Source organism: Microbacterium zouquanmingi, from assembly GCF_052266695.1.
Lineage (GTDB): Bacteria > Actinomycetota > Actinomycetes > Actinomycetales > Microbacteriaceae > Microbacterium.
In genome coordinates this window covers 375,778-393,669 of sequence record NZ_JBQPQZ010000004.1, presented here as the reverse complement: position 1 = coordinate 393,669, position 17,892 = coordinate 375,778, and the positions used below count along the sequence as shown (strand labels likewise).

At 66.6% G+C, this 17,892-nt stretch carries 14 protein-coding genes and 1 other RNA gene; 11 read left to right on the top strand and 4 right to left on the bottom strand.

All coding sequences use genetic code 11. The features are described 5' to 3' along the window. Positions 1–4 precede the first annotated feature (4 nt). From ACTU6U_RS11360 to ACTU6U_RS11350, 3 genes are read right to left on the bottom strand one after another with little or no spacing between them, the layout of a single operon-like run. Positions 5–2,254, bottom strand: a complete 2,250-nt coding sequence (locus tag ACTU6U_RS11360) for a transglutaminase TgpA family protein (RefSeq protein WP_443469214.1) — start codon at positions 2,252–2,254, stop codon at positions 5–7. Further along, positions 2,241–3,440 (bottom strand): DUF58 domain-containing protein, encoded by a 1,200-nt coding sequence (locus ACTU6U_RS11355; RefSeq protein ID WP_443469213.1) that lies wholly within the window; start codon positions 3,438–3,440, stop codon positions 2,241–2,243. The genes ACTU6U_RS11360 and ACTU6U_RS11355 overlap by 14 nt, the downstream gene beginning before the upstream one ends. A gap of 4 nt (positions 3,441–3,444) precedes the next feature. Next, the gene (locus tag ACTU6U_RS11350; protein WP_443469212.1) at positions 3,445–4,416 is read right to left on the bottom strand and encodes an AAA family ATPase; all 972 of its coding nucleotides are present in this window, start codon (positions 4,414–4,416) and stop codon (positions 3,445–3,447) included. Positions 4,417–4,531: 115 nt separating this feature from the next. On the opposite strand from ACTU6U_RS11350, the gene ffs reads away from it, so the two are divergent. The 10 genes from ffs to ACTU6U_RS11300 all read left to right on the top strand — a co-directional run bounded on the left by ffs (position 4,532) and on the right by ACTU6U_RS11300 (position 16,376). Beyond that, an RNA gene (gene ffs, locus ACTU6U_RS11345) (signal recognition particle sRNA small type) lies at positions 4,532–4,628 on the top strand. A gap of 69 nt (positions 4,629–4,697) precedes the next feature. Further along, complete coding sequence (locus ACTU6U_RS11340) at positions 4,698–5,300, top strand: rhomboid family intramembrane serine protease (protein ID WP_443469211.1); 603 nt, start codon at positions 4,698–4,700, stop codon at positions 5,298–5,300. Beyond that, positions 5,297–5,890, top strand: a complete 594-nt coding sequence (locus tag ACTU6U_RS11335; protein WP_443469210.1) for a hypothetical protein — start codon at positions 5,297–5,299, stop codon at positions 5,888–5,890. The genes ACTU6U_RS11340 and ACTU6U_RS11335 overlap by 4 nt, the downstream gene beginning before the upstream one ends. A gap of 55 nt (positions 5,891–5,945) precedes the next feature. Next, positions 5,946–8,075 (top strand): phosphate acetyltransferase, encoded by a 2,130-nt coding sequence (pta, locus tag ACTU6U_RS11330; RefSeq protein WP_443469209.1) that lies wholly within the window; start codon positions 5,946–5,948, stop codon positions 8,073–8,075. Beyond that, on the top strand, positions 8,072–9,295 hold the full coding sequence (locus ACTU6U_RS11325) for an acetate/propionate family kinase (protein ID WP_443469208.1): 1,224 nt from the start codon (positions 8,072–8,074) through the stop codon (positions 9,293–9,295). Before pta ends, ACTU6U_RS11325 begins: the two co-directional genes overlap by 4 nt. Before the next feature lie 97 nt (positions 9,296–9,392). After that, positions 9,393–10,154 (top strand): HAD family hydrolase, encoded by a 762-nt coding sequence (locus ACTU6U_RS11320; protein ID WP_443469207.1) that lies wholly within the window; start codon positions 9,393–9,395, stop codon positions 10,152–10,154. Then, entirely contained in the window at positions 10,151–12,634 is a 2,484-nt protein-coding gene (locus ACTU6U_RS11315; protein ID WP_443469206.1) for a glycoside hydrolase family 65 protein, read from the top strand. Before ACTU6U_RS11320 ends, ACTU6U_RS11315 begins: the two co-directional genes overlap by 4 nt. Before the next feature lie 76 nt (positions 12,635–12,710). Beyond that, on the top strand, positions 12,711–14,825 hold the full coding sequence (locus ACTU6U_RS11310) for a DNA polymerase III subunit gamma and tau (protein ID WP_443469205.1): 2,115 nt from the start codon (positions 12,711–12,713) through the stop codon (positions 14,823–14,825). Further along, a complete protein-coding gene (gene recR, locus ACTU6U_RS11305) occupies positions 14,825–15,418 on the top strand; it encodes a recombination mediator RecR (RefSeq protein ID WP_443469204.1) in 594 nt (197 codons plus the stop codon). Before ACTU6U_RS11310 ends, recR begins: the two co-directional genes overlap by 1 nt. A 34-nt stretch (positions 15,419–15,452) precedes the next feature. Then, on the top strand, positions 15,453–16,376 hold the full coding sequence (locus ACTU6U_RS11300) for a DMT family transporter (RefSeq protein ID WP_443469203.1): 924 nt from the start codon (positions 15,453–15,455) through the stop codon (positions 16,374–16,376). Positions 16,377–16,402: 26 nt separating this feature from the next. Here ACTU6U_RS11300 and ACTU6U_RS11295 read toward each other — a convergent pair whose 3' ends face one another. Continuing rightward, entirely contained in the window at positions 16,403–16,540 is a 138-nt protein-coding gene (locus ACTU6U_RS11295) for a hypothetical protein (RefSeq protein WP_443469202.1), read from the bottom strand. A 58-nt stretch (positions 16,541–16,598) separates the two neighbouring features. Here ACTU6U_RS11295 and ACTU6U_RS11290 point away from each other — a divergent pair, with 58 nt between their 5' ends. Next, positions 16,599–17,885 (top strand): aspartate kinase, encoded by a 1,287-nt coding sequence (locus ACTU6U_RS11290; protein ID WP_443469201.1) that lies wholly within the window; start codon positions 16,599–16,601, stop codon positions 17,883–17,885. Positions 17,886–17,892 lie beyond the last annotated feature (7 nt).

Below are 17,892 nucleotides of genomic sequence, written 5' to 3'. Positions count from 1 at the left end.
CCGCTCAACGGGACTTCTGCGGCGCCCGTGACTCGCGTGTGGTGAACAACGAGAGCGGCAGCACGACAGCGATGATTCGATCTCTCGCGTCGACACTGCGATGAAGCCCAGCGATCACTTCTCGCAGCGCCGGAGACAGGTCGGCTTCGGCGGTTGCGACCTGGGCGAAGCTTGCGCGCTCGATGGCCTGGACGAGGAGGCCAGCCGCATCCGGATCCACCCCCCGCTCGACGAGGTCTGCGCCGCGCATGCGAGGCGTCACGGCATCCGAAACCGGAAGACGCAGATCGAGGAGTACCGCGCGCACCTCTTGCCAGGCGGCGGCTGCGTCGCCGCGTCGCGCGCGTACGCCCCGCCAGGTTCGCACGCCGAATCGCACCAGGGCTGGCAGCATCAGCAGGACGAGGATGCCGCCGGTGATCAGTGCGACGGGGGCGGGATTCAGCCGCTGGAGCGTCTCTGACCCGTCCGATGATGATCCGCCCTGGTCTTCGTCGAGCTCGGGGCCTCTCGTCGGCGCGGCCGATGGCGCGGTGGATTCACCGGGGGTGATCTCGCCGGTCGACGAGCCGCCGCCGGCCTGGGTGGGTTGGAAGTTGGTCGGCGTTCCCAGCGAAGCAGTCGGTTCGAACGGAACCCAGCCGATGCCCTCGAAGTGCACTTCCGGCCAGGCATGCAGCTGGTCGCTGTCGACGGTGTAGATCGACTCGTCGCCGCGCTTCTCATCGGTGAGCGAACCGGGGAGATATCCGACGACGATCCGCACCTGCAGTTCGAGCGACTGTGCCATCAGCGCGAAGGCCCCCGAGAAATGGATGCAGTACCCAGAGCGCTCTCGAAGGAATTCGGAGACGGCATCCGCGCCGGTTCCGTCGAAATCGCCGTCGACTGGAGCATCGAGTGAATACGTGAACTGTGAGCGGAACCAGTTCTGCATGGCGATCAGGCGATCGTAGTCGCTGGCCGAACCCGCAGTGACATCCCGTGCGGTCTGCGCGACGAACTCCGGTACGTCCATACCAGGGGCCCTGGTCGCGCTCGCTGCTTGGATCTGCTCTCGCGTGGGTTGGGCGACGACGGAGGTCACGGTGTAGTCCTCCTCCGCCGCATCCCGGTTCTCGGAGGTGACGGTGCGGTTGAAGCGCATCGCCTGCCATCCGGATGAGGCGCCGACGATCTTCGTCGCAGCGTACGGCACGGGCAGCCACGAACCAGAGATTCCCGTGATCCGGATCGACGTGCGGCGCTCCGACGTCGCAATGTCATCGGACCAGTCGGGGGCGCCAAATCCCTCAGCTGCCGTCTGCAGATCTCCGCTGTCGGGTTCCCACGTCGAGCCATCGAACTCGGAGAGGCTCGCGATTCGCAGATAGGGGGCTGTCGGAGCGTTCGTCGCAATCGTCATGACGGTGAAGGGGGTGGGGCGGCGCAGATCATCGCCCAGGCTCAGCGAAGGGTCCAGATGCGCGCTGGTTCCCGCGCCCGCCCAAGTCGTCGACAGAGGGAGGACCGGGGTGATCACCAGGGTGGCGGCGATCGCTGCCGCGCCGGTACCGAGAACGAGCCCCGCCGATGTGCGGTTCGGGGAGGCGTCGCCGTGACGGGTGCCGTGTCGAAGCAGGAGCAGCGTCAGGATGGCGAACAGGACGAACCACGGCAGGTTCGCGCCGCCCATCGTCACGACCATCGGCAGAGCGCCGATGGCCGCGATGATGATCACCGCGGAGAGGGGAACGCGTGTGGCGATGACCTGATCGATCAGGATCGAGACGGCGGCGAACCCGATCACGAGCATCGCGGTGAGGGCAGGCGTGTCCTCCAGCGGTGCGACGCCGAACTGCACCTGCTCGACAGCCTGTGCGGCGAGCCTGCCGACGGTGGAGAAAGTGGTGCCGGTCGGGATGACCCCCAGCAGGGCGCCCTGCGGGAAGAGCATCAGGGTGAGCGTCAGGATCGAGACGACGATCTGCGCGAGTGCAGGAATGATCCTGCGTGCGAAGCGGCGGGTGTACAGCTGGCGAACGGCGAACCCGGTCAGCGCGATGAAGGCGACCACCGTCACGGAGATGATCGACCACGCGCCGGGCACAACGACCGAGGTGTACGGCCATAGCGCCACGATCGCGCTGCCGACGGTCAGAAGCGCTGCGGCGAATGTACCTTCGCGCTCGGCCAGGCGCAGGTCTCTCTCGGCAGCTCTCGCGGCCGGCGTGAGTGGTGGCCGCGATGCTGATCGCGGCTCAACGCGGAACATGTCCGCCTCCCGGCGCGACGTTCTCGGACAGCGCGTCTTCCCACGCCGCAGCGATGTCGTCGCTCAGCGGCCCGGCGGACCACCCGAGCGCACCCGCGGTCTCGATCGCGCCCAGCCCAGGCCCGGTCATCAGCAGCACGGGCGCCGAAGCGCCGCCGTGGCGCAGCGACGCGGCATCCTCTTCGTCGAGCTTTCCCGTGATCATCACCAGAGGACCAGGAGGTGCTCCGTCGAAAAGTGCGGTGAGCGCACCTCTCTCACCCTGCGGGCTGACCATCGCGAGCGCGACCAGAAGAGTGTCGCGCTCATCCTCCTGCCCGCGGAGGGCGCCCAGCACCGTCCCCGCAGAATCGCGCACATCCACGCTGTATCCCTCGTGTGCGAGGTGCAGCGCGATCGACGCGCACGCAGAGACAGCGTTCTCGAAATCCGCATCCGGGTGGGAGCTGCGCCGCTCCCAGCGGCGCGCCGTCCGGTCGAGGATCACCACGGCATCCGGGCTCGACTCTGCCTCCTCCTGCCGCACCATGAGGTCGCCGCGGTGCGCGGTCGCACGCCAATGGATGCGGCGCATCGAGTCGCCGGAGACGTACAGTCGCGGTGACAGGTTGTCGCTGCCCTGGCCGAGGCGCGATGACGCAGTGTGCGCTGTGCCGCCGGCGATTCCCGCGACACTCGTCATGGGAGCCAGAGTGGTGACCTCCGGCACGACGATCACAGTGCGGCTGTCGCCGAACTCCTGTACGCGCTGGGCCAGCCCGAAGGGATCGATCGTGCGAAGCGATAACGGCCCGACCGGCCACACTCCGCGCTGTGAACCCGTGATCGAGTACCGGATGTGCGTACCGTTGTCGGTGGGAAACTCCCCCGCAGCCTGTCCTGCCACCGCATCCGGCAGCAGATCCTCCCAGGTCCCGAACGGAACCCGCAGTGCGCGCAGGTCGAACCGCACGGCGACCTCTGACTGCTCGCCGACGGTGAGGAGATCGGTGGAGATGCGCCGGGTCACCGTCCCGCTTCGCCGTGGCGCGTGCACGATGATCACCGTGGTGATGACGAGAGCGAACAGCAGGACCGCAACGTAGAGCAGGATCGGTGCGGCGAGCAGATTCGCCGCGATCGCGCACCCGAGACCGGAGAGCAACGCGGCCAGGCCGCGGGACGTCAGGGGGCGACGGGAACGCATGGTCTCACGAACGGGCGGTGAGCGGAACCCGCACGCGCTCCATGATCTGCTCGAGTGCAGCCTCGACCGGCTGGGCGCCCGCGCGGTGCACACCCCGAGCCGGAAGCAGGCGATGCGCGAACACCGGAACCAGGAGAGCAGTCAGGTCGTCGGGGATGACGAAATCGCGTTCTTCCAAAGCCGCCCACACCTTCGCGGCGCGCACCAGCTGCAGGGTTGCACGCGGGCTGGCACCCAGGTGCAGGCTCGGATCGCTGCGGGTCGCGTGCGCGAGAGCGACCGCATACTCCTCCACGGCCGGTGAGACATGCACTGACCGTGCGAAAGCGATCATCTGCGAGATGTCGTTCGCGTCGGCGACCGGGGCGATCGAGGCGAGCGGATTCTTGACGTCTCGCTGACGGAGCATGAGCGCCTCGGCCGCAGCATCCGGATACCCCATCGAAATGCGCATCATGAATCGGTCGCGCTGCGCTTCGGGAAGCGCGTACGTGCCCTCCATCTCGAACGGGTTCTGGGTGGCGACCACGAGGAAAGGATCCGGCAGCGTGTGGGTGCGTCCGTCGACGGTGACCTGTCCCTCTTCCATGGCCTCGAGGAGCGCGGACTGCGTTTTAGGGGATGAGCGGTTGATCTCATCGGCGAGGACGATCTGCGCGAACACCGCACCGGGCCTGAATTCGAACTCGCGATCGACCGGGTTGTAGACGCTCACACCGGTGACGTCGCCAGGCAGCAGGTCGGGGGTGAACTGAATGCGGCGGACCGTGGCGTCCACGCTCGCGGCCAGCGCGCGGGCCAGCATGGTCTTGCCGACGCCGGGGACGTCTTCGATGAGCAGGTGTCCCTGGGCCAGAAGGCACACCAACGCGCTGCGTACGGCATCTGCCTTGCCATCGATCACCTCGGTGATGGAAGACATGATCGCTGACGTCCGCGCCGCAAACTGCTCAGACGTATATCGGGTGTCGTCCATGCGCTCCCTCTCGCCCACCATCGGGTGTCTCTAGATCGTAGTCCCGCTGGCGACGCGGCGGGGGCTCGGAACGGCGTCCCGTTCTCGATCGCTCTCGCGGGCAGGTAGACTTGTCGACGGCTCTCCGCGTGACGGCATCCAGGCCAATTCCCCCAGGACGGAAACGTAGCAAGGGTAACCGGGCTCTGCTGGGTGCGCGGAGAGTCTTTTCTTTGCCCAGATGGCGGCGCCAGGAGGTCGGAAACCGGATGCCGCCCAGGTTCACCTGCGAAGATCGTGGAGTGACCAGCCCCGTCGCTTCCGAACGTCCCCGACAGCTCTCGCGCTTCGCATCTCCTGTTGCGCTCGTCGCGCTGATGTGGGCGATCCAGATCGTGGATGCGATCCTCCCCGGCTCATTCACCGGCTTCGGGCTTCGCTCGTGGGATCTCGGTAGTCTTCCGGCATTGATCGTCGGGCCGCTTCTGCATGCGAGCTGGTCGCACCTGATCGGCAACACGCTACCGCTGCTGGTGCTCGGGTGTCTGGTGGCGGTCGAGGGCGCCGGCCGGTTCTGGCTGGTCACCGTGGTCACTGCCGCCATCGGCGGCGCGGGGACCTGGATCATCAATGCGCCGGGGACGCTCACCGTCGGCGCATCCGTTCTCGTTTTCGGATACTTCGCCTACGTGGTCGTCAGAATCTTCTCGCCGCGTCCGGTCGCGCACCGCATCGCCTATGCGTTGATCGCTCTGTTCGTCATCGTGCTCTACGGCGGGTCGATCCTCACCGGCATCATCGGGGCGGGCCCAGGGGTTTCCTGGCAGGCGCACCTGTTCGGCGCGGTCGGCGGTGTGGTCGCGGCGCTGCTGGGCACGCGGCGCCGCAAGGCGCTGGACGCGTGAGAGACCGCTCCCGCGGGCGTCGCCGGAAGAGCTGGCTCCCCGGCATCCTGATCGGCGGGCTCACGCTCGCCGCTCTCCTCGCCGTCCTCGTGCCGATTGCGGCATCCCGGATGCCCCTCGCCCTCTGTGTATCGGAACCCGCATCGTTCCCGGAATCGGGCGTCGCGGGATGGCAGGGCGAACAGCTGCGCAATGCCGCCGTGATCGTGAGCACGGCGACGGCGCAGGGGATCGGGCGCGACGGGCAGATCCTCGGAGTCATGACGGCGATGGGGGAGAGCAGCCTGCGCAACATCGACTACGGGGACTGGGAGACGTCGGGCGTCACGAACCCCGACGGTGAGCGCACCAGCAGCATCGGCCTTTTCCAGCAGCAGGACTGGTGGGGGAGCCCGCAGGAGCGGATGGATCCCGCGACAGCTGCCGGACTCTTCTACGCGCGGCTGGTCAGGGTGGACGGCTGGCAGGAAATGGAGCCGACGCAGGCCATCCACCGGGTGCAGATCAATTCGGACCCTGACCACTACTCGCGGTTCGAGACGGATGCTGCCGAGATCGTCGATGCACTCTCCGGCGTCTGCCCGCTCTGATTACTTCCGCTCTCCGAAGTGATGCATCATTGCGGCGCGCGTCTAAACTGACATCGTGGCACGGAGCATCTACATCACCTCGGCCGAAGGTCATTCCGGCAAGTCCACCATTGCGCTGGGTGTTCTCGACGCGCTGATGCGCGCGACACCGCGGGTGGGAGTCTTCCGCCCGGTTGCGCGATCCTCCGCGGAACGCGACTACGTGCTCGAGCTGCTCCTGGCTCACGACGGCGTGCACCTCGACTACGACGACTGCGTCGGCGTCACCTACGATGAGCTGCGCGATGACCCGGAGCGGGCCCTGGCGAAGATCGTCTCGCGCTTCAAAGCGGTCGAGACCCAGTGCGACTCCGTCGTGATCGTCGGCAGCGACTACACCGATGTCGCAAGCCCCGCCGAGCTCGGATTCAACGCGCGCATCGCCGCGAACCTGGGCGCACCCGTGCTGCTCGTGCTCGGCGGGCGAGACCAGCAGGCTCGCGCCGAGCAGCTGGGCACCTCCACCGCGCGCACTCCTGCGACGGTCGGTCAGATCGCAGCCCTTGCCCTGGCGGAACTGCAGACTGAGCGCGCCGAGCTGTTCGCCGTCATCGTCAACAGGGCGGATCCCGATGCGCTGCCGGCGACGATCGATGCGGTCCGCGCCGTCAAGGACAGTGTGAACCGCGAGCAGGCGAGGCCGGTGTGGGCGATTCCCGAAGACCGGATGCTCGTCGCACCGTCCATCCGCGGAGTCATCGCGGCGGTCGACGGCACGCTGATCAAGGGCGATCCCGATCTGCTCACGCGAGAAGTGCTGAGCGTGGTCGTGGCCGGAATGTCGATGGTCAACGTCCTTCCCCGGCTCACCGAAGACGCCGTGATCGTGGTGCCTGCCGACCGTACCGAGGTGCTGCTCGCGCTGCTTCTCGCCGATGCATCCGGAACTTTCCCGTCGATCGCCGGAATCATCCTCAATGGACCGTTCCCGCTCCCTGAGCCCATCGAGCGGCTGCTGGACGGACTCGCATCGCGAGTGCCGATCATCGCCACAGATCACGGCACGTACGACACCGCCGTGCGGGTGATGGGAGCACGAGGCCGCCTCGCGGCCGACTCCCGCAACCGCTACGAGCGCGCGCTCGGCCTGTTTCAGACCCACGTCGATCTCACTGAGCTGACCACGCAGGTGGGCCTCGCTGAGTCCACGGTGGTCACACCGCTGATGTTCGCGTACGGGCTGATCGAGCGCGCTCGCGCAGATCGCAAGCACATCGTTCTGCCCGAGGGAACGGATGACCGCATTCTGCGTGCCGCTGGCACGCTGATCGCGAGGGATGCCGCGGATCTCACGATCCTCGGAGACGAGGCCGAGATCCACGCCCGCGCGACGGAGCTCGGTGTCGATATCACTGCAGCGTGCATCATCAGCCCGACCGACCCCGAGTACGTGGAACGCTTCGCCGAAGAGTACGCGCGGCTTCGCGCACACAAGGGCGTCACCGTGCAGCAGGCGGCCGACACCGTCACCGACGTGTCGTACTTCGGCACGATGATGGTGCACCTCGGCCTCGCCGATGGCATGGTGTCCGGGGCGGCGCACACCACCGCACACACGATCCGGCCGTCCTTCGAGATCATCAAGACCAAGCCCGGTGTGGATGTCGTCTCCAGCGTGTTCCTGATGGCCCTCGCCGATCGGGTGCTCGTCTACGGCGACTGCGCAGTCGTGCCCGACCCCACGAGTGTCCAGCTCGCCGATATCGCGATCTCGTCCGCAGAGACAGCGCGACAGTTCGGAATCGATCCGCGAGTGGCCATGCTGTCGTATTCGACGGGGGAGTCCGGTTCCGGAGCTGACGTCGACAAGGTCCGCGAGGCGACGACTCTCGTGCGTGAGAGGGTGCCAGAGCTGCTCGTGGAAGGACCGATTCAGTACGATGCCGCAGCGGACGCTGCCGTTGCGGCGGCCAAGCTGCCGGACTCTGCAGTGGCAGGCCGCGCCACGGTGTTCATCTTCCCCGACCTCAATACGGGCAATAACACCTACAAGGCCGTGCAGCGCTCGGCGGGCGCCGTGGCGATCGGTCCCGTGCTGCAGGGCCTCAACAAGCCCATCAACGACCTCTCGCGCGGCGCGCTCGTCGATGACATCGTCAACACCGTCGTCATCACGGCGATCCAGGCCCAGGGAAGTGTCGCATGAGCGTTGTGCTCGTCATCAACAGCGGTTCATCGTCGCTGAAGTACAGCCTCATGGACATGGAGCGCGAGGTTCCCATCGGGGAAGGACTGATCGAGCGGATCGGTCAGGACACGAGTGCGATCTCGCACACCGTGCGCCGGGTGGCTGAGCCGGGGGAGCCGTCGCCGACAGTGCTCGACAGCACCTATCACCGTGAACAGCCGATCCCCGATCATGATGCGGCGATGGCCGTGATGCTCGAGCAGTTCGCCGAGCACGGCCCACAGCTTGCGGAGCATCCGCCGGTCGCTGTCGGTCACCGCGTCGTCCACGGCGGTGCGCGCTTCTTCGCCCCGACCCTGATCGACGACCTCATCGAGATCAACATCGAGGATCTCTCGGTCCTCGCACCGCTGCACAACCCCGGTGCGGTCGCGGGTATCCGCGCCGGACGACGCGCCTTCGCCGATGTGCCGCACGTGGCGATCTTCGACACCGCCTTCCATCAGACGCTCCCGCCCGCGGCCTACACGTACGCGATCGATCGCAAGATCGCCGAGCGGCACCGCATCCGCCGCTACGGCTTCCACGGCACGAGCCACAAGCACGTCTCAGAGCAGGCAGCGATCTTCCTCGATCGGCCCCTCGCCGCTCTCAAGCAGATCGTGTTCCACCTCGGCAACGGTGCATCGGTCACCGCCGTTGACGGCGGCCGCTCTGTGGAGACGTCGATGGGCTTGACCCCGCTGGAGGGGCTCGTGATGGGCACGCGCTCCGGCGACATCGACCCGGCCGTCGTCATGCACCTGAGCCGCGTCGCGCAGATGAGCACAGGCGAGATCGATGAGTTGCTGAACAAGAAGAGCGGACTCCTCGGAATGGCCGGACGCCTCGACATGCGCGACATCCTCGCCGGTGTCGATGCGGGCGAAAAGGCGGCGACGCTCGCGTTCGAGGTCTACATTCACCGACTGCGCGCGTACGCGGGCGCGTACATCGCTCAGCTCGGCGGCGTTGATGTCATCTCCTTCACCGCGGGAGTCGGCGAGAACGCCGCACGAGTGCGGGCGGAGGCCATGGCGACCCTCGGCTTCTTCGGGATCGAGATCGATCCGGCGCGCAATGAAGCCCGCGGCGGCGGCATCCGCCGGATCTCGACTGATGATTCCACCGTCGAGGTCCTCGTCGTCCCGACAGATGAAGAACTCGAGATCGCCAGGCAGGCGTACAGCCTCGCCTGAATCGGTGGGTGTCCGCGGCCAGATTCCGCGACTACGCTGGGAGACCGGCACGGAGAGATGCCGGACCGATTCTCCTTCTCGACCTCTGGAGTGCTGAGTGCCTGAGAGCTTGCCCGACCTGCGCCGCGCCGAAGGTGTGCTGTTCGATCTGGACGGTGTCCTGACCCCCACGGCCGAGGTACACATGCGTGCGTGGCAGGCGGTCTTCGATGCTGTGTTCGCACGGTGGGGCATCACCCCGCCGTATACCGACGACGACTACTACGCGTACGTCGACGGCAAGAAGCGATATGACGGCGTTGCCAGCCTCCTGCACAGTCGAAACGTCGAGATCCCGTGGGGAGAGATCAGCGATCCGCCCGAGGTCGAGACGATCTGCGGTATCGGCAACCGCAAGAACGCAGCGTTCGCAGCATCCCTGCAGGCAGAGGGCATCGCCCCTTACCCCGGGTCGCTCGCGCTGATTCAACAGCTGCAGGAGCACAGTATCCCGCAGGGGGTCGTCTCGAGCTCGAAGAACGCTGAGGAAGTTCTCGGGATCGCTCGCATCCGCGACTTCTTCACCGTCGTTGTCGATGGCCGCGTCGCTGAACGCGATGGCCTCGCATCGAAGCCTTCCGCCGACATGTTCCGTGCCGGGGCTCTCGCTCTCGGCGTGAACCCTGCCGAGAGTGTCGCGATCGAAGACGCGCTCGCCGGTGTCGCCTCTGCGGTCGCCGCAGGCTTCACCACCGTCGTGGGCGTCGATCGCGGGGTGGGGCCTGCAGCTCTCCGCGAGGCCGGCGCCACCGTTATCGTCGATGACCTCGCCCAGCTGCTGTTCGACTCGTCGCCCGACGACACTCTGGAGACCGCATGATCGATCGCGAACGCTTTCCCGTGGACCCCTGGCGCCTCACCGATACGCGCTACTCGCAAGATGGCGTCTCGGAGACGCTTTTCGCCGTCGGAAACGGCTACCTCGGTCTGCGTGGAAACCACATCGAGGGTCGCGGAGCGCACGAGCACGGCACGTTCATCAACGGGCTGCATGAGACCTGGCCGATCAGGCACGCCGAGCAGGCCTATGGCTTCGCCGAGGTGGGGCAGACGATTGTCAACGCTCCCGATGCCAAGATCATGCGCATTTACGTCGATGATGAGCCGATCTCGTTCGATGAGGCGGAGGTGCGTGATTACGAGCGCACGCTAGACATGCGCACCGGCGTCCTCACTCGCAGCTTCACCTGGGAGACGCCCTCGGGCAAGCGGATCCGCGTCTGCGATGAGCGCATGGTGAGCTTCGAAGAGCGTCACCTGGCCATCGTTCGGCTGGAGATCACGGTCGAGAACGCGGATGCTCCGGTCACGGTGAGCTGCCAGCTCCTGAACCGTCAGGACGGCGGAGATGTCTACGGCGGGGCGCCGACGGCGACGCAGAAGGCCGGCTTCGATCCGCGCAGGACCGAGAAGATCACCGAGCGCGTGCTGCTGCCCGCAGAATTCTGGCAGGACGGTCTGCGCTCGGCGCTCTCGTACCAGGTCGCCGATTCCGGGATGACGCTCGCGGTCGTCGCAGATCACATGATCACGACAGACAACGAGTTCAGCGCTCGTGCGCTCGTCGAATCGGACATCGCCAAGAACGTCTTCCGAGTGCAGGCGAAGGCCGGCATCCCGATCGCGATCACGAAGCTCGTCAGCTATCACACCTCACGCGGCGTTCCGGCACACGAGTTGGTCGATCGGTGCCGCCGGTCTCTTGACCGTGCCGCTGTCGAGGGCGTTCCCGCCCAGTTCGAGCGTCAGCGAGAGTGGCTTGACGCGTTCTGGGAGCGCTCTGACGTCGTGATCGGAGAGCGCGACGATCTGCAGCAGGCGATCCGCTGGTGTCTGTTCCAGCTCGCTCAGGCCGCGGCCCGCGCAGACGGCACAGGGGTGCCTGCCAAGGGCGTCACCGGCTCCGGGTACAGCGGGCACTATTTCTGGGACACCGAGATCTATGTGCTGCCGTTCCTGACGTACACGAGCCCGCAGTGGGCGCGAAACGCCCTGCGCGCCCGGGTGCTCATGCTTCCCGCTGCCCGGCGTCGTGCCGCCCAGCTCAACGAAGCCGGAGCGCTTTTCCCGTGGCGCACCATCAACGGCGAAGAGGCATCGGCCTATTACGCCGCAGGCACCGCGCAGTACCACATCAACGCCGACGTCAGCTTTGCGCTCGGCAAGTACGTGCGAGCGACCGGTGACGAGCACTTCATGCGCAGCGAGGGCGCCGACATCCTCGTGGAGACGGCTCGGCTCTGGGCGACGCTCGGCTTTTGGCGCGGGTCGAACGGGGATGCGAGCTTCCATATCCACGGCGTGACGGGGCCCGACGAGTACACCACGGTCGTCAATGACAACCTGTTCACCAACGTGATGGCCCGCTACAACCTGCGCTATGCATCGCGCGTCGTGCGCGAGATCCAGAAGGATGATCCGCAGGCGTACGACAGGATCGTCGAGCGCACAGGGCTGGATGCAGGAGAGCCGGATGCGTGGGACCGGGCGGCCGAGGCGATTCACATCCCGTTCAGCGAGAGCCTGGGCATCCACCCGCAGGATGCGATGTTCCTCGAGCGGGAGCTGTGGGATCTCGAGAACACCCCGGATGATCAGCGGCCGTTGCTGCTGCACTTCCACCCGCTGGTGATCTACCGGTTCCAGGTGCTCAAGCAAGCAGACGTGGTGCTGGCGCTCTTCCTGCAGGGAAACCATTTCACCGCGGCTGAGAAGAAGGCCGACTTCGACTATTACGACCCGCTGACGACGGGAGACTCCACGCTCTCCGCTGTTGTGCAGTCGATCCTGGCCGCAGAGGTCGGCTATCAGGACCTCGCCAGGGAGTACTTCGAGCAGTCGCTGTTCGTCGACCTCGGCGATCTGCACCACAACGCCGCCGACGGAGTGCACGTGGCTTCGGCAGGCGGGGTCTGGAGCGCGCTCGTGTCCGGATTCGGCGGCATGCGTGATCACGCAGGAGAACTCAGCTTCGACCCGCGTCTTCCGGTGAGCTGGCCATCGCTGTCGTTCCCCTTGCAGTGGCAGGGTTCTGCACTGCAGGTGACGATCACTCCGGGCGAGTTGCGGGTCCAGGTGCGCACGGGGGCGCCGGTGCCGTTCTCGGTGCGCGGCGTCGGATATGTGGCGACGAGGGATGCCGAGGTCACTGTGCCGCTGGCAGATCAGGGTCCCGTGGCTCCTGGACGCCCGACGCTGGGGCAGATCGAGGAGTCGCGGCGTGATGACGGAACCCGGATCTCGGCATCGCTTCCCGTGGTGACCACCACGATGCCGATCATCGGATTCGTCGAGGACTGATCCCCACGGCTGCTCTGCGTCCACAGCGACCTGCGCCGGGAAGGCCATTGTCGGCGGTACGCCGTAGGCTGTTCAGGTGACCACAGCCCTGTATCGCCGCTACCGCCCCGAAACCTTCGGAGAGATGATCGGGCAGTCGCAGGTGACCGAACCTCTGATGACTGCGCTGCGCGGTGACCGGGTCGGGCACGCGTACCTTTTCTCAGGCCCGCGTGGGTGTGGAAAGACCACGTCAGCTCGCATTCTCGCCCGCTGCCTGAACTGTGCAGAAGGCCCGACCGATACGCCGTGCGGCACCTGCCCGAGCTGCGTGGAGCTCTCGCGTTCTGGCGGAGGCTCCCTCGATGTCGTCGAGATCGACGCCGCCAGCCACAACGGCGTCGACGATGCCCGCGATCTTCGCGAGCGCGCGACCTTCGCCCCGAGCCGTGATCGCTTCAAGATCTTCATTCTCGACGAGGCGCACATGGTGACGCCACAGGGGTTCAACGCCCTGCTGAAGCTCGTCGAAGAACCTCCGGCGCACGTCAAGTTCATCTTCGCGACCACTGAACCCGACAAGGTTCTCGGCACGATCCGCTCGCGCACTCATCACTACCCGTTCCGGCTGGTTCCGCCGGCTGCGATGCTCGAATACGTCGAGAAACTCTGTGACGAAGAGGGCGTCAAAGTCGCCCAGCGCGTCCTGCCGCTGGTCGTTCGCGCAGGTGGGGGGTCACCGCGTGACACCCTGTCGCTGCTCGACCAGCTCATCGCAGGCTCTGATGGGGATCACGTCGCGTATGAGCGAGCAGTATCGCTGCTCGGCTACACGCACGGTGCGCTGCTCGACGAGATCGTCGACGCGCTCGCCGCAGGAGATGCCGCAGCCGCGTTCCCGGCGATCGACCGCGTCGTGCAGACCGGTCAAGACCCTCGTCGATTCGTCGACGACCTGCTCGAGCGTCTTCGCGACCTCATCGTCATCGCCGCGGTGGGCGATGGGGCTTCGGCCGTGCTGCGGGGTCTTGCCGAAGACGAACTCGCCCGCATGCGCGCTCAGGCAGTGGCGTTCGGCACCGCACGACTCTCCCGCACGGCTGATGTCGTCAGCGCCGCGCTGGATGACATGACCGGGGCCACGTCTCCGCGTCTGCACCTCGAACTCATGATCGCCCGCGTGCTGAGCGCCGCAGGGGAGGGCGCAGCCCCCGTGCACGCCGCGCCCGCATCCACGGCGGCATCCGCGCCCGCATCCGCGGCGGCGGCCGCCCCGGCCCCGGCTGCCGTCGCTGACACGGCACCGGTTGCAGAGCCAACACCCCCGGCAGAGCCGGTTCCGACTGCGGAATCAGCCCCGGTGCCAGAGCCTGCGGCAGTGGAGGTTCCCGCTCCGGCTCCTGTCGCCCAGACTCCGGCCTCCACCGGCCCCGTCGACATCGACCGCATCCGCGCGGCGTGGTCTGCCGTTCTCACCCACCTCGAGGGTGTCAGCCGCACATCGTGGCTGTTGGTGACGGCCGTACAGCCGCTCGACTTCGACGCGAGCACCGATGTGCTCACCGTCGGCTTCACCAGCGAGCAGGACCTCAAGAAGTTCAAGGGCGCCGTTCCAGGCAACGGCCCTTCTGATCACCTGCGGGCGGCCATCGAGCGCGAGCTCGGCGTGAAGGTCAAGTACCGGCCGGCGCAGCTGCCGCCGGCGGCCTTATCCGAGGCAGCGGCTCCCGCCCCGGTCCGCACGGCGCCCCCGCAGCCGCAGAAGACAGCGCAGTCTGCGCCGGCTGGCCCCGTCACAGACTGGGCGGTCGCGTCGATTCCGACCATGCCGGAGGCTGCCACTCCGGCCCCGCCGCAGCCGCAGTTCCCCGTCGATGAAGAGCCCGCAGAGGTCGAAGCATCCGCCCCTGTCGCTCCTCGGGATGGGCTCGTCGACACCGAGGATGCGCCGCTTCCCAGCGATGATGACGCACCGCCAGAGGATGAGCCTCCCTACCAGGCGCCGCCTTCCGCTGCTCCCGCCCCTTCCGCTGCTCCCGCAGCGCGACCCGCTGCGGCTCCGCAGGCATCTGCGCGGTCGTACTCGGCGCCTGCCGTGACAGGGCGCTCGCCCGGCGGTGTCCAGCGCTACGGAGAAGCTGTCGTCCGCCAGGTACTCGGCGCGACATTCGTCCGTGAAGAGCCCTACGAGCCCCCGACGAGGTTCGCCTGATGTTTGACGGCATCGTCCAAGAGCTCATCGACGAATTCGGGCGCCTGCCCGGCATCGGCCCGAAATCAGCGCAGCGAATCACGTTCCACATCCTGCAGACGCCGTCCTTCGACGTCGCACGCCTTGCGGAGCTGCTCACCGACGTCCGCGCACGGGTGCGGTTCTGTGAGATCTGCGGCAACGTCTCCGAGCAGGATCGCTGCGGCATCTGTCGCGACCCCCGTCGCAACCCTGCGCTGATCTGTGTCGTAGAAGACGCGAAAGACGTTTCGGCGATCGAGCGCACCAGGGAGTTCCGCGGCCTTTACCACGTGCTCGGCGGAGCGATCAGCCCGATCGCCGGTGTCGGCCCCGATGATCTGCGCATCGCGCAGCTGATGTCACGGCTCGCCGATGGCACAGTGCAAGAGGTCATCATCGCGACCAACCCCAACCTCGAGGGCGAAGCAACCGCAAGCTACCTCAGCCGACTGCTGCTCACGATGCAGATCACGGTGTCGCGCCTGGCATCAGGTCTTCCCGTCGGCGGCGACCTGGAGTACGCCGACGAAGTCACCCTCGGTCGCGCATTCGAGGGGCGGCGCACACTGTGACGTTCCCTCGCGTTCGTCGCAGTGTCGTGACGGCATGAGCGCCCAGGGAGGCTTCAGCAAGAAAGGCTGGATTCTCTTCGCCGTCATGGCGATCGTCTGGGGAATCACCTACCTGTTCATCAAAGAAGCCGTCCAATCGATCACACCGCCGGCTGTCGTTGCCGGCCGTACTCTGCTCGGCGCACTCGTGCTGCTGCCGTTCGCGATCCGCAGCGGCGCGCTGAAGGCCGCGTGGAAGCACTGGCCGTGGGTACTCACGTTCGGGCTGGTCGAGATGGCGGGACCCTTTCTGCTGCTCAGCCACGCCGAGACGCAGCTGCCCTCGGGCCTGACCGGACTCCTGGTGGCGACTGTGCCGCTGTTCGCCGTGATCATCGCCCTCACGCGCGGAGACCGCACGGCGCTCGCACCGGTGCGCCTCGGCGGGCTGCTACTCGGATTCGTGGGTGTCGCCATAGTCGTCGTGGGCCCAGGCCTCTTTCCCAGTGGGCCCGCCAGCGCCTTCGCGATCGGCGAGATCATGCTCACCGCGCTGCTCTACGCGATCGCGCCGTTCATCATCGCCCACAAACTCGCAGACGTTCCCTCGATCGGAACGATCACGCTGGCCCTGCTCGCGATCGGAATCGGCTACCTCCCCGCTGCGATGCTCACCCAGCATGAACTGCCCACGCTTCGCTCTGGTGTATCGCTTCTCCTGCTCGGCGTGATCTGCACGGCGGTCGCGTTCGTCGCCTTCTTCGCGCTGATCCGTGAAGTAGGTCCGGTGCGAGCGCCGCTGTTCACCTACGTGAATCCTGTGGTCGCGATCGTGCTCGGCACGATCTTCCTCTCCGAGCCGATCACGCCCGGATTGCTGATCGGCTTCCCCCTGATCATCCTCGGATGCTGGTTCGCCGCAACCGGCGGCCGGCTGCGCACGCGCAGAGAATCGATGCCTCCGGTTCAGACCCCCTGAGCCCGATCAGATGCCCTGAGCTCCGGTCAGCTGTCTTTGCGGATGCGGGAGGACAGCGCGAGCAGCAGCAGGACGAACCCTGCGTCGGCGCTGGTACGGCGAGTGAAGCGCGCAGGCTCGGCCTGCTCTGAGGAGCCGCGGCGGTCACATGCGGGCGCGGGCATGCGTGTCGAAAGTACAATGGCGCTTGGGCGGAAATGCCCGAAATCCCCGGGAGTGACTTTGGCCCTCATTGTGCAGAAATACGGCGGCTCATCCGTCGCCGACGCTGAGAGTATCAAACGCGTCGCCAAGCGCATTGTCGACACCAGACGTGCAGGGCACGACGTCGTCGTCGCAGTGAGCGCGATGGGGGATACGACCGACGAGCTGCTCGAGCTCGCGAACGAGGTCGCTCCCATCCCCGCTCCGCGTGAGATGGACATGCTGCTATCGAGCGGGGAGCGCATTTCGATGGCGCTGCTGGCCATGGCGATCCACTCGATGGGGTTCGATGCGCGTTCGTTCACCGGCAGCCAGGCCGGAATGATCACCGACGACCACCACGGGTCGGCACGGATCGTCGATGTCACGCCGGTCCGGCTGCGCGAAGCGCTCGACGAGGGCGCGATCGTCATCGTCGCCGGTTTCCAGGGCTTCAACCGCGACACCCGCGACATCACGACGCTCGGACGCGGCGGCTCCGACACGACGGCTGTCGCTCTCGCAGCGGCGCTGAACGCCGATGTCTGCGAGATCTACAGCGACGTCGACGGCATCTACACGGCCGACCCGCGCGTGATCCCGCGCGCGCAGAAGCTCGATCACGTCTCGAGTGAAGAGATGCTCGAGCTCGCGGCCAACGGTGCCAAGGTTCTGTACATCCGTGCCGTCGAGTTCGCACGCCGCCACGGCGTGCTCATCCACGCACGCTCGACGTTCTCGTCGAGTGAAGGCACCTACGTTCTGGGCGAGGGCATGAAGAACCCGCGCGAAGCTGAGGGAGAAATCATGGAAGAACCGATCGTCGCAGGAGTGGCCACCGACAAGGGCCAGGCCAAGATCACCGTTGTCGGCGTCCCCGATGTGCCGGGCAAGGCCGCCGAGATCTTCAAGATCGTGGCGAAGTCCGGTGCGAACGTCGACATGATCGTGCAGAATGTCTCGGCTGCAGCGACCGGCCGCGCCGACATCTCGTTCACGCTTCCCAAGGCGGATGCTTCCGCAGCGCTCAAGGCGCTCGCCGCGGAACAGGCCGAGGTGGGCTTCGGCAGCCTCATCCACGACGACCAGATCGGAAAGCTCTCGGTGGTCGGGGCGGGCATGCGCGTGCACTCCGGAGTCTCAGCGACGCTGTTCGAAGCGCTGTCGACCGCCGGCATCAACATCGAGATGATCTCGACGTCTGAGATCCGCATCTCGGTCGTGCTGCGCGACACCGACCTTGCCGACGCTGCGCGCATCGTGCACACCGCGTACGAACTGGACTCCGAGGACGAGGCCGTCGTCCACGCGGGCACCGGTCGCTGAGGTTTCG

Bases quoted from the DNA above. Each gene is read 5' to 3' on its own strand.
- ACTU6U_RS11355 (WP_443469213.1), bottom strand. From the start codon at position 3,440: ATGCGTTCCCGTCGCCCCCTGACGTCCCGCGGCCTGGCCGCGTTGCTC.
- ACTU6U_RS11325 (WP_443469208.1), top strand. From the start codon at position 8,072: ATGAGCGTTGTGCTCGTCATCAACAGCGGTTCATCGTCGCTGAAGTAC.
- recR (WP_443469204.1), top strand. From the start codon at position 14,825: ATGTTTGACGGCATCGTCCAAGAGCTCATCGACGAATTCGGGCGCCTG.
- ACTU6U_RS11295 (WP_443469202.1), bottom strand. From the start codon at position 16,540: ATGCCCGCGCCCGCATGTGACCGCCGCGGCTCCTCAGAGCAGGCCGAG.
- ACTU6U_RS11300 (WP_443469203.1), top strand. From the start codon at position 15,453: ATGAGCGCCCAGGGAGGCTTCAGCAAGAAAGGCTGGATTCTCTTCGCC.
- ACTU6U_RS11315 (WP_443469206.1), top strand. From the start codon at position 10,151: ATGATCGATCGCGAACGCTTTCCCGTGGACCCCTGGCGCCTCACCGAT.
- ACTU6U_RS11360 (WP_443469214.1), bottom strand. From the start codon at position 2,254: ATGTTCCGCGTTGAGCCGCGATCAGCATCGCGGCCACCACTCACGCCG.
- ACTU6U_RS11350 (WP_443469212.1), bottom strand. From the start codon at position 4,416: ATGGACGACACCCGATATACGTCTGAGCAGTTTGCGGCGCGGACGTCA.